Origin of the sequence: Paraburkholderia sp. J11-2, assembly GCF_905220185.1 — a bacterium.
Lineage (GTDB): Bacteria > Pseudomonadota > Gammaproteobacteria > Burkholderiales > Burkholderiaceae > Paraburkholderia.
This window is the reverse complement of sequence record NZ_CAJMYY010000016.1, coordinates 22240-38658: the sequence shown is the minus strand read 5'-3', so window position 1 is coordinate 38658 and position 16419 is coordinate 22240. Positions and strand designations below refer to the sequence as shown.

The following is a 16419-nucleotide window of genomic DNA, read 5'->3' as shown; positions in this document are numbered from 1 at the left end:
AATGGCGCTGGCCTGGCTGGTACAGATCAAGCCGCCGCGGGCATCAACGCCTCGCGATGCTTCGTGAGCGAGGCGAGCACGATTTCCGTGAAGCCCGCTTGCTCGCCTTCGCCATCGAGTGCCGCGAGCAGCGTGCGGCGCATGCGCGGCTCCCAGAACTTGCGGATGTGCTCCGCGATGCCCGTGAGCGCTTCTTCGCGATCGGGCAGCGAGTCGAAGAACATGCCTATCTGGTTCGCCATTTCGATCAAGTGATCCGCTTTCATCGCTTTATTTCCCTGAGGTTGTAAGCGGTTCGCGCTTGCTCAGCAGCTCGAGCTGGGTCGTGTTGAAGCGCGAGTATTCGCGCTGCCATTCCGAGGGCTGCTGCACGTGGCTGACCTGCACCGCCGTCACCTTGTATTCCGGGCAGTTCGTGGCCCAGTCGGAGGCATCGGTGGTGATGACGTTCGCGCCCGATTCGGGGAAGTGGAACGTCGTGTAGACGACGCCCGGCTGCATGCGCGTGCTGACCTTTGCGCGCAGCACCGTATGCCCCGCGCGCGATTCGATGCCCACCCAGTCGCCGTCGCGAATGCCGCGGTCTTCGGCGTCCACCGGATGGATCTCGAGGCGGTCTTCTTCATGCCAGCGCGAATTCTCGGTACGGCGGGTTTGCGCGCCCACGTTGTACTGCGAGAGGATGCGGCCCGTCGTGAGCAGGAGCGGGAAGCGGCGCGTGACCTTCTCCGGCGAGGCGATGAACTTCGTGATGACGAACTTGCCCTTGCCGCGCACGAATGCGTCGATGTGCATGATCGGCGTACCATCGGGCGCTTCCTCGTTGCACGGCCACTGGATGCTGCCCATCTCGTCGAGCCGCTTGTACGAGACGCCGTGGAACGTAGGCGTGAGGCGCGCGATCTCGTCCATGATCTGCGAGGGATGCGTGTAGCCCATCTCGTAGCCAAGGGCGCGAGCGAGCAGGATCGTCGCTTCCCAGTCCGAGTAGCCGGCGACAGGCGGCATGACCTTGCGCACGCGCGAGATGCGGCGTTCGGCGTTGGTGAACGTGCCGTCCTTCTCCAGGAACGACGAGCCCGGCAGCAGGACGTGCGCGTATTTCGCCGTTTCGTTCAGGAAGATGTCCTGTACGACGATGCATTCCATCGACGAAAGCGCGGCCGCCACGTGCTGCGTGTTCGGGTCGGACTGGACGATGTCCTCGCCCTGGCAGTAGAGGCCCATGAAGGTGCCGTCGAGCGCCGCCTCGAACATGTTCGGAATCCGCAGGCCCGGCTCGCTTTGCAGCGCGACGTTCCAGGCGTCTTCGAACAGCGCGCGCGTCGTGGCGTCGCCCACGTGGCGATAGCCCGGCAGCTCGTGCGGGAAGGAGCCCATGTCGCACGAACCCTGCACGTTGTTCTGGCCGCGCAGCGGATTCACGCCCACGCCTTCGCGGCCGATGTTGCCCGTGGCCATCGCGAGGTTGGCGATGCCCATCACCATGGTCGAGCCTTGCGCGTGTTCCGTGACGCCGAGGCCATAGTAGATCGCCGAATTGCCTTGCTGCGCGTAGAGACGCGCGGCGGCGCGAACCTGCTCGGCCGGCACGCCGGTCACTTCGGCCATGGCTTCCGGTGAGTTTTCCGGCAGCGAGACAAAGTCGCGCCATTGCTCGAACGCGCGCGTTTCGCAGCGCTCGGCCACGAACGACTCGTTCACGAGCCCTTCGGTAACGATCACGTGCGCGATCGAGTTGACCATCGCGACGTTGGTGCCCGGACGCAGTTGCAGGTGATATTCGGCCTTCACGTGCGCGGTATCGACGATATCGATGCGGCGCGGATCGACAACGATCAGCTTCGCGCCCTGGCGCACGCGGCGCTTGAGCCGCGAGCCGAACACGGGGTGGCCGTCGGTGGGGTTCGCGCCGATCACCATGATCACGTCGGAGTGATCGACCGAGGCGAAGGTCTGCGTACCCGCCGACTCGCCGAGCGTCGTCTTCAGGCCATAGCCCGTGGGCGAGTGGCACACGCGTGCGCAGGTATCGACGTTGTTGTTGCCGAACGCGGCGCGCACGAGCTTCTGCACGAGATACGTTTCCTCGTTCGTGCAGCGCGACGACGTGATGCCGCCAATCGAATCGCGCCCGTGCTTCGCCTGGATGCGGCGGAACTCGCTCGCGGCGTAGTTGATCGCTTCGTCCCAGCTTACTTCGCGCCACGGATCGGTGATCTTCGCGCGGATCATCGGCTTCTTGATGCGGTCCTTGTGCGTGGCGTAGCCCCAGGCGAAGCGGCCCTTCACGCAGGCATGGCCTTCATTCGCCTGGCCGTTCTTGTGCGGCACCATGCGCACGACTTCGTTGCCCTTCATCTCGGCCTTGAGCGAGCAGCCCACGCCGCAATAGGCGCAAGTCGTCACGACCGAATGTTCGGCCTGGCCCAGCATCACGACGGTTTTTTCCTGCAGCGTGGCGGTCGGGCACGCGGCCACGCAGGCGCCGCACGACACGCATTCCGAGTCCATGAACGCTTCGCTCGCGCCGGCGGCGACACGCGATTCGAAGCCGCGCCCGGCGATGGTCAGCGCGAACGTGCCCTGCGTCTCTTCACACGCGCGCACGCAGCGATTGCAGACGATGCACTTCGACGGGTCGTACGTGAAGTACGGATTCGATTCGTCTTTCTTGTCTTTCAGGTGATTCGCGCCGTCAAAGCCATAGCGCACTTCGCGCAGGCCCGTGACGCCCGCCATGTCCTGCAGTTCGCAGTCGCCATTGGCGGGGCAGGTGAGGCAGTCGAGCGGGTGATCGGAGATGTACAGCTCCATCACGTTGCGGCGCAGCTTTTGCAGCTGATTGCTTTGCGTGCGCACCTTCATGCCCGCTTCGACGGGCGTCGTGCACGAAGCGGGGTAGCCGCGGCGGCCTTCGATTTCCACGAGACACAGGCGGCACGAACCGAACGGCTCGAGCGAATCGGTGGCGCACAGCTTGGGCACGTTGACGCCGGCCTCGATGGAGGCGCGCATCACCGAAGTGCCGGCCGGCACCGTGACGGACTGGCCGTCGATTTCGAGCGTGACGTCGACGTCGGCGTGGACGAGCGGCGTGCCGAAATCGGTGTCGTCGAAGGGCGAGCGTTGCTTCATTGCGGCCGATTTGCAGGCGCAATTGCCGGAACCGCAACCACCGGCTTGGGACATGAGCGTGTCGGACATGGTGGTTCCTCGTTCAGGCTGCTGCTGCCGGAGCGGCAACAGGTTCGAGACCGAAATCTTCAGGGAAATAGTTGAGTGCGGAGATCACGGGGTAGGGCGTCATGCCGCCCATTGCGCAGAGCGAGCCGGACACCATCGTCTCGCACAGGTCGCGCAGCAGCGTGACCTGCTTCTCCGACGTGTCGCCCTTGCGGATCTTCGCGATCACCTCGACGCCGCGCGTCGAACCGATGCGGCACGGCGTGCACTTGCCGCACGATTCGAGCGTGCAGAACTCCATGGCGTACTGGGCGAGTTCGGCGAGATTCGACGTATCGTCGTGCACGACGAGGCCGCCGTGGCCCACGACCGCGCCGACGGCCGCATACGCTTCGTAGTCCATGGGAATGTCCCACTGGCTCTCGGGCAGATACGTGCCGAGCGGGCCGCCCACCTGCACGGCGCGCGCCGGGCGGCCGCTGGCGGTGCCGCCGCCGTAGTCGACCATCAGCTCGCGCAGCGTCACGCCGAACGCAAGCTCGACGAGGCCGCCGCGCGCGATGTTGCCCGCGAGCTGGAACGGCAGCGTGCCGCGCGAGCGGCCCATGCCGAAGTCCTTGTAGAACGCCGCGCCTCTCGCAAAGATGATCGGCACCGTGGCGAGCGTAATGACGTTGTTGATGACCGTGGGCTTGCCGTAGAGACCGGAGAGCGCGGGCAGCGGCGGCTTGGCGCGCACGATGCCGCGCTTGCCTTCGAGCGATTCGAGCAGCGCCGTTTCCTCGCCGCACACGTAGGCGCCCGCGCCCTTGGCCACGAACAGCTCGAAGCGCTTGCCGCTGCCGAGCACGTCGTCGCCGAGCCAGCCCGCCGCACGTGCGCGCTGGATGGCTTCCTCGAGCGCCGCGATCGAATGCGGATATTCGCTGCGCACGTAGATATGGCCAACGGTGGCGCCCACCGCGATGCCCGCGATCGCCATGCCCTCGATCAGCACATACGGGTCGCTTTCCATGACGAGGCGGTCCGAGAACGTGCCCGAATCGCCTTCGTCGGCATTGCAGACGATGTACTTCTGGTCGGCTTGCGCATTCGCGACCGTGCGCCATTTGATGCCGGCCGGGAACGCGGCGCCGCCGCGGCCACGCAGGCCCGATTCGACGAGCGCTTCGCAGATCGTGGCGCCGGTCATCGTCAACGCATTGCGCAATCCTTCGAGGCCGCCGTGGGCGACGTAGTCGTCGGTGGAAAGCGGGTCGGTGATGCCGATGCGCGCGAACGTGAGGCGCTGCTGTTTGCGCAGATACGGAATCTGCTCGACGAGCCCGACGCTGCGCGCGTGCTGGCCGCCTTGCAGGAAGCCGGCGTCGAAGAGCGCGCCCACTTCATCGGGCTCGACGTTCGCGTAGCCGACGCGGCCGTCGGGCGTTTGCACTTCGACGAGCGGTTCGAGATAGAGCAGGCCGCGCGAGCCGTTGCGCACGAGTTCGATGCTCGCGCCGCGCGCGGCGGCTTCACGTTCGATGGCTTCGGCGATGGCATCCGCGCCGAGCGCGAGGGCCGAGGAGTCGCGGGGTACGTACACGCGTGTCATGCGGCCTCCTCGGTGCGGGCGACCGCCGTCATGGCGGCGGCGAAGAGCTTGTCGAACTTCTGCGGGGTCACTTTTGCGTGCAAGGTGCCGTTAATCATCATGGCAGGCGAGAGCGCACATTGGCCGAGGCAATAGACGGACTCCAGCGCGACCGGACCTTCGTGGGCATGCGCGTGTTCGGCGTCGTGGCCGTGCTGTCCGAACCGGCAGCCGGTATGCGCCTCGACGTGCTGCGCGAGCGCTTCGCTGCCCATGCTGCGGCACGCCTCGGCTCGGCACAGCTGGACCGTGACCGGCGCGGGCGGCGCAGTGCGGAAGTGGTGGTAGTAGGTGATCACGCCGTGCACCTCGGCGCGCGAAAGACTCAGCGCCTTCGAGAGCGGCACGACCGTGGACGGCGGCACGAAGCCGACGTCGTCCTGGATCGCGTGCAGGATCGCAAGCAATGTGCGGCCCGGTTGCGCGTGACGCAGGACGAGATCGTCCGGCGTGCTAACAGCTGTCTCTTCCATCATGGGGCTTCTCCTGGGCATATATGCACTTGTTATTCATAAAGTGTGCATCTATGCTGCGGTTGTCTTGTTGTCTGACCGAACAATAGGCCCGTGGAAAGGCGGACGCAATAGGAAGGAGCATTTCATAATGATCAAGGTCGAGTGCCATGCGCAGCTAGTCGTGCGCGACGCGGATGGCCGCGAGGCAAGCCTGACGGACGTTGTGCCGTTGCTTGCGCTTGTCGCGGAAGAAGGAAGCATTGCGCAGGCCGCGCAGCGTAAGGGTTTGTCCTATCGCCATGCGTGGGGTGTTTTGCGCGAAGTGGAGGAGCGCCTGGGCGGCGCGCTGATCGCGAAAGCGCGCGGCCGCGGCTCCGTGCTCTCCGAACTGGGCGAGGCTGTGCTGCGCTCGCAGCGCCTGTGCGGGGAACGCCTGCAGGGTAATCTCGAGGCGCTGGCAAGCGAGGTGGCGAGCGACCTGAACCGCTGGCTCGCGCCCCACGCGCAGGATCTGCGCATCCACGCTTCGCACGGCTATGCGGTGGCGGCGCTCGTGACGGCGCTCGTCGCCGACCAGGTGCCCGTGGAGATCAAGTACCGCGATAGCGTTGATGCGATCACGGCGCTCGCGCGCGGCGAATGCGATTTAGCGGGCTTTCATTTGCCGCGCGGCGACTTCCGCGCCGCGTGCGCCAACGCCTACCGGAGCTGGCTCGACCCGCAGCGGCACGTGCTCATCCATTTGACGCAGCGCAAACAGGGGCTCTTCGTCGGGCGCGGCAACCCGAAGCACGTCAAGGGCCTGGCCGACCTCGCGCGCGGCGATATACGTTTTGTGAACCGGCAGCCGGGCTCGGGCACGCGCATGCTGATCGACCTGCTGCTCACACGCATTGGCGTCGATCCCGAGCGCGTGAACGGCTATGCGTCTTCGGAGCTCACGCACTCGGCGATTGCCGCGTTCGTGGCGAGCGGCATGGCCGACGTGGGTTTCGGCGTGGAGCCGGCTGCGCACCACTTCGGCCTCGATTTCATTGAAATCGCCGACGAAGACTACTATTTCGCGTGTGATCGCGGTCATCTCGCGCACGAGCCGCTGGCGACGGTTCTGTCGTTGCTGCGCGGTGCCGGGTTCCGCGCTTCGGTTGCCCAGCTCGAAGGGTACGATCCGGCCGCGTGCGGTGACGTCGTGGAACTCGAAGCCGCATGGGGCGAGCCGCGGGCGTTGTAATAGAAGGCAACGTATTCGTCGGACTACGCTGCAGACTGCGGCGCTTTTTGTGATACTTTCAGTTCGTATTCGCTCTCACGTTTCAGATGCGCGTTCGTCGCGCCGATCGACCATGAAATTTGTCCTCAAAGTTGGTGCTGCCGCCGCTACGGCCGCGGCGTTGTTGGCTACGTTCAACCTCGCATTCGCGCAGAACTCGCCGGGCGTCCCCGGCGGCATTCTGAGCGATCAGTTCAAGTTCAACGAGCATCCGCAAATGCAGTACGCCGCTTCGGCGCCTTCGGAAAAGTATCAGCATGGCAAAGCGTCCGCTGCACGTAAGCGTGGTGATCTGGGTGATCCGAACGGCTGTAATCTGCAGTGCCCGCAGGACAATTAATGGCGTAAGGGCAGTGGCGGCAGTCGCGCCGCTTGCGGAATAAAAAACTCGCGAGGCCCGAACGGGCCGTCGCGAGTTTTTTTGTTTGCTCTTTGCCGGGTTGGGTTGGCTGGCGGCGGGAATCCGTAAAAAGCAAAAAGCCCCGACAGCCTTGCGGCGCCGGGGCTTGAGTCCGTTCGTCGTGGACGACCGGAAATATCTGGTGGAGCCGGCGGGAATCGAACCCGCGTCCAGAAGCAGTCCATAACCAGTTCTACATGCGTAGTTCTGTCATTTGATTTAACCGCAGCGACGCGGACGAACACGCTGCGCTACGGCGATTCACTAGATTTTCGACCTTGGCGTCGTGACGCCGACAAGGCTTAACTGACGTAAATGACCTCTGGCGGTATTGCTACCGGTCTTGCGACGCTAGCCCGTCAGTAAGCTAGGCAGAGGACGGCGGCCCTTAGGCTGCCAGTGCGAACGTATCGTCGTTTGCAGTTACGTTTTTCCCATTGATTAACGAGGTGACGGGTCCTCGGCATGCCCTGATTACTTCATAACCCCTGTCGAAACCAGGTCGGCCCCAGAGGAAAGAACAATTATCACATAGTTCGCCATATGAGGCGAACCGCGCCCGGTTCAAGGGGGCGCGGGGCTGTCTGCGCGCAAAAGCCGCTTCGGCTTCGACGCCGGTCTTCACGTTGCCTCAGGCCGGATTGCCGATGTGCTGGAGCAGAGCGAGCAGCGTCGCCGTGGTGTCGGCGACATATTGCGCATTCCACTGCGAGGGCGGCACGTCGTTGCCGCAGTAGCCGTAGGCGGCGGCGATGGTCGCCATACCCGCCGCGGCGCCTGCCTGCACGTCGCGCAGATCGTCGCCGACATACACCACGCGCTGCGGCGCGATGCCGAGCGCCTCGGCCGCGTGCAGCAGCGGCGCCGGATGCGGCTTGGAATAGGGCGTGGTATCGCCGCTCACCACGCAGCTTGCGCGCGTGTCCAGATGCATCAGCTTCACGAGCGGTTCGGTGAGACGTGCGACCTTGTTCGTCACGATGCCCCAGCGCACGCCGCGCCTGTCGAGGTCGTCGAGCACGGCGTCGATCCCGGCGAAGAGCGCCGTCTCGACGCGCAAATTCGCCTCGTAATTGGCGAGGAATTCCTCGCGCATGGCCGCGAACTCGCGATCGTCGGGGCCGATCCCGAACGCGCCGCCGATCAGGCCGCGCGCGCCGGCCGAAGCGAGCGGACGCAGCTTCTCGAGCGGCGCGGGCATGAGGCCGCGCGCGTGGCGCATCTGGTTGACGGCGGCGGCGAGGTCGGGGGCCGTATCGGCGAGTGTGCCGTCGAAGTCGAACAGCACGGCGTCGCAGGTGGCGAGCGCTGCGGCGCTGACCGCGGCAGATTGGGCGTTCGTGGGTGAGTTCATGTCTGGAAGCGATGGCGCGGCGCGCCCGTGTGCAGGAAATGCCGCCGGAGCAGGGTGGTCCGGCGGCGCCGATCGCGCAAGCGCCGTCAGGCGTCGCGCCGGCAGGCGATCATGTAATTGACGCTGGCGTCGTTCGAAAGCGCGAAGTGCCGCGTGATCGGGTTATACGTGATGCCCTTGATTTCGGCGACACGCATGCCGGCGTCGCGCACGAACGCGGCAAGCTCCGAGGGGCGGATGAAACGCGCGTAGTCGTGCGTGCCTTTGGGCAGCATCTGCGCGATGTATTCCGCGCCGATCACGGCGAGAAGATACGACTTCACGTTGCGATTGAGCGTTGAAAAGAACACCCAGCCGCCAGGCTTCACGAGCGTTGCGCAGGCCTTCACGACCTCGGCGGGCTCCGGCACGTGTTCGAGCATCTCCATGCAGGTCACGACGTCGAACGACGCAGGTTCGCGTGCGGCGATCGCTTCGGCGGCGATCAGCTCGTAGTCCACCGTCACGCCGCTTTCGAGGCTATGCAGGTCCGCCACGCCGAGCGCCTCGCGCGAAAGGTCGATGCCTTTCACGGTCGCGCCCAGCCCCGCCATCGATTCGGAGAGGATGCCGCCGCCGCAGCCGATGTCGAGCACGCGCTTGGACGGCAGGTGCGCATGACTGTCTATCCAGCCAAGGCGAATGGGGTTGAGTTCGTGCAGCGGCTTGAATTCGGCGTTTGGGTCCCACCAGCGATGAGCGAGATCGCTGAATTTCTGCAGCTCGTGGGGATCGGCATTCGTCATGTCGTGGCAGCCTGAAGCGCGGTGCGGGTCAGAAAGAATAAACCCCGAGTATATCTGTGGGTGCACAGGGCGGCCAAATGCCACGCTGTGCCGTAAATCTTTCCAAAACGATAAAGCCGCGCAGAGTCAGGCGAAATGAAAGAAGGGAAAAAGGAGGAAAGCGCTCGGGATAAAAAAAGCCCCGCCGAAGCGGGGCTTTTGAGACTTGCGGTCGAAAGCTCGCGATTACTGCTTTTGCGTGCCGACGACTTCGACTTCCACGCGACGGTCCGGTGCGAGGCAGGCGATGAGAGCCTTGTGGTTCTTCTGGTTGCAGCCCGTCGTAACCGGGTTGCGCTTGCCCTTGCCTTCCGTGTAGATACGCTCTGCCGGAACGCCCTTGCTGACCAGGTACGACTTCACGGCTTGCGCACGGCGCAGCGACAGACGGTCGTTGTAGGCAACCGAGCCGATACGGTCGGTGTAGCCCGTCGCGACGACGACTTCGAGGTTCAGTGCCTGGATCTTGCTTGCCAGGTCGTCCAGCTTTTCCTTGCCTGCCGGCTTCAGGATCGCCTTGTCGAAGTCGAACAGGGCGTCAGCCTGGTACGTGATCTTCTGGCTGGTGATGGCCGGAGCGACCGGAGCGACCGGCGGCGTCGGTGCCTGGGCGACCAGGGCGCCATCGCACTTGGCGTTGGCGGTGGCCGGCGTCCAGAATGCATCGCGCCAGCAAAGCTCGTTCGTGCCGTTCATCCACACGTATTCGCCGGTACCATTCACCCAGTTGTCATTGACGGCTTGTCGCGACGCCGGCACCGATTGTGCCTGAGCGGATGCAGCCACAACTGCGGTAGCTGCAATGAACGCGAGCTTTGAAAGTTTATTCATATTTCTCCTCTCGAAATTGAGATTACCGCAGGTTTACTGCGAGCCATATGACGAAGACAAGTCATACATTGCTCGAAGTATAACATTGGCAAGTTGTGGGGAACGCTTTGCGTTGTGTAGACTTCGAGCAGTGTCTAACTTTGTGCGTTGGCATTTTGCCATATCGTTCCCCTCCGACGATAAAAAAAATCCGCCCCTTTCACTGCGGCTTGTCGAACGTGGTACGCCCGCAACAAAAAAGTTCCCGTTATTTTACCTGGTAGTGCGCCTGGGTAGGCGGGCTGTCACACATTGTTATCCAAATCGCTGGCGGTGCATCTGATTCCGGTTCGCACTGCGGCGTTTGCGCCACGCTCAAGGCGCTTTTGAGCGCTTCGGCGCCACTCCTCTAATAGGTATACGCAGGCGGCGGGCGAGGGTGTCGTGCATGGTAGAATCGCGTGATGCGCTGCGTCCGCGGCGTCCATGCGACAGCTGGGCGTCTCGCGGTGGCCGCGGCGACCTCCGTCCTTCCAGTTGGGGCGAGGCGCTAGCACACCGCGTGCCCAAATAAGACATCGATAATGGATCAATTCGCCAAAGAGACTCTGCCAATCTCCCTCGAGGAGGAAATGCGCCGCTCGTATCTCGATTACGCGATGAGCGTGATCGTCGGGCGGGCACTTCCGGATGTTCGTGACGGCCTCAAGCCCGTCCACCGGCGCGTGCTCTACGCAATGCACGAGCTGAATAACGACTGGAACCGCGCTTACAAGAAGTCGGCGCGTATCGTCGGCGACGTCATCGGTAAGTACCATCCGCACGGCGATACGGCCGTCTACGACACCATCGTGCGTATGGCGCAGGACTTCTCCCTGCGCTACATGCTGGTCGACGGCCAGGGCAACTTCGGCTCCATCGACGGCGACAACGCCGCCGCCATGCGATACACCGAAATCCGCATGGCGAAGATCGGCCACGAGCTGCTGGCCGACATCGACAAGGAAACGGTCGACTTCGGGCCGAACTACGACGGCAGCGAAAGCGAGCCGCAGATCCTGCCCGCGCGCATTCCGAACCTGCTGATCAACGGGTCGTCGGGTATTGCGGTCGGCATGGCCACGAATATTCCGCCGCACAATCTCAACGAAGTTGTCGACGCTTGCCAGCACCTGCTGAAGAGCCCGCACGCGACGATCGACGAGCTGATCGAGATCATCCCCGCGCCCGATTTCCCGACCGCCGGCATTATTTATGGCGTCGCCGGCGTGCGCGACGGCTATCGCACGGGCCGCGGCCGCGTGGTGATGCGCGCGGCTACGCACTTCGAGGAAATCGATCGCGGTCAGCGCATGGCGATCATCGTCGACGAGCTGCCGTATCAGGTGAACAAGCGTTCGCTGCTCGAGCGCATTGCCGAGCTCGTCAACGAGAAGAAGCTCGAAGGCATTTCCGATATTCGCGACGAATCGGACAAGAGCGGCATGCGTGTCGTGATCGAGCTCAAGCGCGGTGAAGTGCCCGAGGTCATCCTCAACAATCTTTACAAGGCGACGCAGCTGCAGGACACGTTCGGCATGAACATGGTCGCGCTGGTGGACAACCAGCCGAAGCTGCTGAACCTGAAGGAAATGCTCGAGCATTTCCTCTCGCATCGCCGCGAAGTGCTCACGCGCCGCACGGTGTACGAGCTGCGCAAGGCGCGCGAACGCGGCCACGTGCTCGAAGGTCTCGCCGTTGCGCTCGCGAACATCGACGACTTCATCGAACTGATCAAGGCCGCGCCCACGCCGCCTATCGCGAAGCAGGAGTTGATGAACCGCTCGTGGGATTCGTCGCTCGTGCGCGAGATGCTCACGCGTGCGGAGCAGGACAACGCGGCCGCGGGCGGGCGCGGCGCCTACCGTCCGGAAGGGCTGAACCCGCAATATGGTATGCAGGCCGACGGCCTCTACCGTCTGTCCGACACGCAGGCGCAGGAAATCCTGCAAATGCGCCTCCAGCGCCTGACTGGCCTGGAGCAGGACAAGATCATCGGCGAGTACCGCGAAGTCATGGCGCAGATCGCCGACCTGCTCGACATCCTTGCGCGTCCCGAGCGTGTAACTACCATGATCTCCGACGAACTCACCTCGATCAAGAGCGAATTCGGCGATGCCCGCCGCTCGAAGATCGAGATGAACGCCACGGAGCTCAACACCGAAGACCTGATCACGCCGCAGGACATGGTCGTGACCATGTCGCACGCCGGTTATGTGAAATCGCAGCCGTTGTCGGAATATCGAGCCCAGAAGCGCGGAGGTCGCGGCAAGCAGGCGACCTCGATGAAGGACGACGACTGGATCGACACCCTCTTTATCGCCAACACGCACGACCACATTCTGTGCTTCTCGAATCGCGGCCGCGTGTACTGGGTGAAGGTGTATGAAGTGCCGCAAGGCTCGCGCAACTCGCGCGGCCGTCCGATCGTCAACATGTTCCCGCTGCAGGACGGCGAGAAGATCACGGTCGTGCTGCCGGTCAAGGAGTTCTCGGCCGACAAGTTCGTTTTCATGGCCACCGCGTTGGGTACGGTCAAGAAGACGCCGCTCGAAGCGTTCAGCCGCCCGTTGCGCAAGGGTATTATTGCGGTCGGTCTCGACGACGGCGACTACCTGATCGGCGCCGCGATCACCGACGGCGAGCACGACGTGATGCTGTTCTCCGACGCCGGCAAGGCCGTGCGTTTCGACGAGAACGACGTGCGCCCGATGGGCCGCGAAGCGCGCGGTGTGCGCGGCATGCAGCTCGAAGACAATCAGCAGGTCATCGCGCTCCTCGTGGCAGGCGACGAGCAGCAGTCGGTGCTCACCGCGACCGAGAACGGTTACGGCAAGCGCACGCCGATCACGGAGTACACGCGCCATGGCCGCGGCACGAAGGGCATGATCGCAATCCAGACTTCGGAGCGTAACGGCAAGGTGGTTGCGGCCACACTCGTCGACCCGGAAGCGCAGATCATGTTGATCACCACCACGGGCGTTTTGATTCGCACGCGCGTGTCGGAAATTCGCGAAATGGGCCGTGCAACGCAAGGTGTTACACTCATCAGCCTTGACGAAGGGACGAAGCTCTCCGGACTCCAGCAGGTCGCCGAAGCAGACGCAGAGGCGGACGCCGAAGGTGAAGGCGAACCGGGCGAAGGCGAAGAGTGATGCTCCATCCAGGCCCGCAGAAGTGCGTTCAATCGATGCGCTTACGCGGGCTTTAAGGTGGGTTTCAGCGAACCTTGTTAGTGTCAGCTAAATGAATGGTGTGCCGGGCGGACCGGCCGGCGGGCGCACAACGCAAATGAACGCCAATGCGGCGCCCCGCAGTCCGCGCGGCAGTGCAAATCGATTAATTTCTCAAAGGGAGTAATGATGCAAAAACGATTCAAGCAGGTGATGTTGCTGGCCGCTCTCGTGCCGACGTTTGCCATGGCTCAGGCGCTCCAGAACCAGGCGCCCGCCCCCCAGGCACCGGCAGCGGCTGCAGCACCCGTCGATCCGGCCAAGCAGGCCGCGATCAAGGACCTGCTCGACGCGATCGACGCACAGAAGCTCGTCGGCGCAATCGGCAACAGCGCCCAGATGCAAGCCAAGCAGCTTGTCCCGGCAATCCTGTCGGACGCGCTCTCGGAAAACAAGACGATGACGGACAAGCAGAAGCAAGCTGCCGTCCCGTCGCTGCAGAAGAACGCCGTGCCGAAGCTGGTTGACTCGGCAGGCCAGGTCTTCGCGACCGACTCGTTCAAGCAGGACGCCATGCAAGCTCAGTACGACGCGTATGCGAAGTACTACAGCACGCAGGAAATCAAGGACCTGACCACGTTCTACCGCAGCCCGACCGGCCGCAAGTTCATTCAGGTTCAAGACCAGGTTGGCCGCGACGTCGTGAACAGCCTGATGCAGAAGTACATGCCGCAGTCGATCAAGGCAACGCGCGACCAGGCCGACAAGGAAGTCGCTTCGGTCAAGGCTGCCAAGTAAGCCTTCCGGCATTACGCGCCCTCCGGTTCGTCGCCATGAAGTACGGTAGCGGGGCCGGATTGGCCGCGTAGGCCGGGAAACCCACCGCCGCGCCACGCGTGGCGGGTTCCCGGCGACAATGCGATAATGGTCGTTTGCGCGATAAGCGCAAGCGGCCATTTTCTTTTTCTGGCGTGTTTTCCGGTGGTTTTTGCCACAACGCCTGCCTCGGGGATCCTTTTTACGATGCGCGTCTACAACTTCTCAGCCGGACCGGCAGCGTTGCCAGAAGAAGTCCTGCGTCAGGCCGCCGACGAAATGCTCGACTGGCACGGCAGCGGCATGGGCGTGATGGAAATGAGCCATCGCGGCCCGGAATTCATGCAGATTCATGCCGAGGCGCTGCTCGATCTGCGCGAGCTGATGCAGGTGCCCGCCAGTCACCAGATTCTATTTCTGCAGGGCGGCGGCATTGGCGAGAACGCGATCGTGCCGCTCAACCTGTTCGGCTCGAAGCCGCGCGCCGACTTCGTCGTGACTGGCTCGTGGTCGCAGAAGTCGCAGAAGGAAGCGCTCAAGTACGGCGAGGCGCACATTGCAGCGACGGGGCGTACCGAGGCCGGCTTCACGCATTCGCCGCCGAAGAGCGAGTGGAAGCTTTCCGACGACCCCGCTTACGTGCACCTGTGCACGAACGAGACGATCGACGGCGTCGAGACCTTCGAGATTCCCGACCTCGGTGACATTCCGCTCGTGGCTGACGCCTCGTCGCACATCCTGTCGCGCCCGATGGACATCGCCAAGTACGGCGTGCTCTACGGTGGCGCGCAGAAAAATATCGGCATGGCGGGCGTGACGGTCGTGATCGTGCGCGAGGACCTGCTCGATCGCTCGATGCCGATTTGCCCGTCGGCGTTCGAATGGAAAACCGTGGCCGCGAACAATTCGATGTTCAACACGCCGCCGACCTATGCGATCTATATCGCGGGCCTCGTGTTCAAGTGGCTCAAGCGCCAGGGCGGTCTCGAAGTCATCGAGGCGCGCAATGTGGAAAAAGCGAAGCTGCTCTACGACACGATCGACGCAAGCAGCTTCTACATTAACAAGGTGGAGCGCCGCGCGCGCTCGCGGATGAACGTGCCGTTCTTCCTCGCCGACGAAACACGTAACGCAGATTTCCTCGCCGGCGCCAAAGCGCGCGGGCTGTTGCAGCTGAAGGGCCACAAGTCCGTCGGCGGCATGCGGGCATCGATTTACAACGCGGTGCCGCTCGAGGCAGTGAAGGCGCTGGTCGAGTACATGAAGGAATTCGAGGCGAAGCACGCGTAAGCGCGCCTCGCTCACCGAGCGAAGCGGCGCCGCGCGCATCCTTTCAGATTGCCGGTTTTACGCATGGACGACGAACTCAACTCCCAACTCAAGCCGCTGCGCGAACGCATCGATGCGATCGACGCGCAACTCATCGCGCTCCTGAACCAGCGCGCCTCGGTCGCGCTCGAAGTGGGCGAGGTCAAGAAGCATTTCAACGCGCCGGTGTTTCGCCCGGAGCGCGAGCTTCAGGTGATCGAGCGCCTGCAGAACATGAGCGACGGCCCGCTCGGCAACGATCACATCAGCGCGATCTGGCGCGAGATCATGGCCGCGAGCCGCTCGCTCGAAAAGACGATTTCGGCCGCGTTCCTCGGCCCGGTCGGCACCTATAGCGAACAGGCGATGTACCAGTACTTCGGTCAGTCGATCGAAGGCCTGCCGTGCCCGTCGATCGACGAGGTGTTCCGCTCGGTCGAGGCGGGCGCCGCCGAGTTCGGCGTCGTGCCGGTCGAGAATTCGACCGAAGGCGCCGTTTCACGCACGCTCGACCTGTTCCTCGAAACGCAGCTCGTCATTGGCGGCGAAATCGCGCTGCCGATTCAGCACAATCTGATGACGCTGAGCGGCAACCTGAACGGCGTGAAGCGCGTGTGCGCGCACCCGCAGGCGCTCGCGCAGTGCCAGCACTGGCTGACCGCGAACGCGCCGCAGCTCGAGCGTCAGCCGGTGTCGAGCAATGCGGAAGCCGCGCGTCTGGCCGCCGCCGACCCGACGGTTGCGGCGATTGCCGGCGACCGCGCCGCCACGCACTACGGTTTGCTGATCGCCAACGCGCTGATCCAGGACGACCCGCACAACCGCACGCGCTTCGTGATGATCGGCAAGCAGCCGGCGGGCGCGACGGGCCGCGACCAGACCTCGATGATTGTTTCGGTGAAGAACGAGCCGGGCGCGGTGTACAAGCTGCTCGAACCGCTCGCGCGCCACAGCGTGTCGATGACGCGTTTCGAGTCGCGGCCGGCACGCCTTGGCAGCACGTGGGAGTACTACTTCTACATCGACTTCGAAGGCCATCGCGACGAACCCGCCGTGGCCGCCGCGCTCGACGAACTCAGCAAGAAAGCCGCGTTTCTGAAGATTCTCGGCTCGTATCCGCGCGCGCGCTAAAGCGCGGAAGGTGCGGGCGG

13 protein-coding genes and 1 other RNA gene are annotated in these 16419 nt (G+C 63.7%); 6 read left to right on the top strand and 8 right to left on the bottom strand.

Going from position 1 to position 16419, the window contains the following annotated elements; genetic code table 11:
- Positions 1–26 precede the first annotated feature (26 nt).
- From U5A57_RS22490 to U5A57_RS22475, 4 genes are read right to left on the bottom strand one after another with little or no spacing between them, the layout of a single operon-like run.
- On the bottom strand, positions 27–266 hold the full coding sequence (locus tag U5A57_RS22490) for a formate dehydrogenase subunit delta (RefSeq protein WP_254316108.1): 240 nt from the start codon (positions 264–266) through the stop codon (positions 27–29).
- Between the two features lie 4 nt (positions 267–270).
- Positions 271–3207, bottom strand: coding sequence for a formate dehydrogenase subunit alpha (gene fdhF, locus U5A57_RS22485; RefSeq protein WP_321913854.1), 2937 nt, complete (start codon positions 3205–3207; stop codon positions 271–273).
- A 13-nt stretch (positions 3208–3220) separates the two neighbouring features.
- On the bottom strand, positions 3221–4780 hold the full coding sequence (locus U5A57_RS22480; RefSeq protein WP_321913853.1) for a formate dehydrogenase beta subunit: 1560 nt from the start codon (positions 4778–4780) through the stop codon (positions 3221–3223).
- The gene (locus tag U5A57_RS22475) at positions 4777–5292 is read right to left on the bottom strand and encodes an NAD(P)H-dependent oxidoreductase subunit E (protein ID WP_321913987.1); all 516 of its coding nucleotides are present in this window, start codon (positions 5290–5292) and stop codon (positions 4777–4779) included. The genes U5A57_RS22480 and U5A57_RS22475 overlap by 4 nt, the downstream gene beginning before the upstream one ends.
- A 130-nt stretch (positions 5293–5422) precedes the next feature.
- Here U5A57_RS22475 and U5A57_RS22470 point away from each other — a divergent pair, with 130 nt between their 5' ends.
- Complete coding sequence (locus U5A57_RS22470) at positions 5423–6505, top strand: substrate-binding domain-containing protein (protein WP_321913852.1); 1083 nt, start codon at positions 5423–5425, stop codon at positions 6503–6505.
- Positions 6506–6617: 112 nt separating this feature from the next.
- Positions 6618–6884, top strand: coding sequence for a hypothetical protein (locus U5A57_RS22465; RefSeq protein ID WP_321913851.1), 267 nt, complete (start codon positions 6618–6620; stop codon positions 6882–6884).
- A 200-nt stretch (positions 6885–7084) separates the two neighbouring features.
- Here the strand turns inward: U5A57_RS22465 and ssrA are convergent.
- The 4 genes from ssrA to ompA form a co-directional block, all read right to left on the bottom strand.
- Positions 7085–7454: a transfer-messenger RNA gene (gene ssrA / locus U5A57_RS22460) on the bottom strand.
- A gap of 121 nt (positions 7455–7575) precedes the next feature.
- Positions 7576–8298: an HAD-IA family hydrolase gene (locus tag U5A57_RS22455; protein ID WP_321913850.1), complete on the bottom strand. Its 723-nt coding sequence runs from the start codon at positions 8296–8298 to the stop codon at positions 7576–7578.
- An 86-nt stretch (positions 8299–8384) separates the two neighbouring features.
- Complete coding sequence (ubiG, locus tag U5A57_RS22450; RefSeq protein ID WP_321913849.1) at positions 8385–9083, bottom strand: bifunctional 2-polyprenyl-6-hydroxyphenol methylase/3-demethylubiquinol 3-O-methyltransferase UbiG; 699 nt, start codon at positions 9081–9083, stop codon at positions 8385–8387.
- Between the two features lie 225 nt (positions 9084–9308).
- Positions 9309–9953 (bottom strand): outer membrane protein OmpA, encoded by a 645-nt coding sequence (ompA, locus tag U5A57_RS22445; RefSeq protein WP_321913848.1) that lies wholly within the window; start codon positions 9951–9953, stop codon positions 9309–9311.
- Positions 9954–10516: 563 nt separating this feature from the next.
- Between ompA and gyrA the strand changes: the two genes are divergently transcribed.
- From gyrA to pheA, 4 genes are all read left to right on the top strand, one after another.
- Entirely contained in the window at positions 10517–13126 is a 2610-nt protein-coding gene (gyrA, locus tag U5A57_RS22440) for a DNA gyrase subunit A (RefSeq protein ID WP_321913847.1), read from the top strand.
- A gap of 207 nt (positions 13127–13333) precedes the next feature.
- Positions 13334–13942: a DUF2059 domain-containing protein gene (locus tag U5A57_RS22435; protein ID WP_158758339.1), complete on the top strand. Its 609-nt coding sequence runs from the start codon at positions 13334–13336 to the stop codon at positions 13940–13942.
- A gap of 225 nt (positions 13943–14167) precedes the next feature.
- Positions 14168–15250 carry a 3-phosphoserine/phosphohydroxythreonine transaminase gene (gene serC / locus U5A57_RS22430; RefSeq protein WP_321913846.1) on the top strand — a complete coding sequence of 361 codons (1083 nt, stop codon included), beginning with the start codon at positions 14168–14170 and terminating at the stop codon, positions 15248–15250.
- A 63-nt stretch (positions 15251–15313) separates the two neighbouring features.
- The gene (pheA, locus tag U5A57_RS22425) at positions 15314–16399 is read left to right on the top strand and encodes a prephenate dehydratase (protein ID WP_321913845.1); all 1086 of its coding nucleotides are present in this window, start codon (positions 15314–15316) and stop codon (positions 16397–16399) included.
- Positions 16400–16419: the final 20 nt, after the last annotated feature.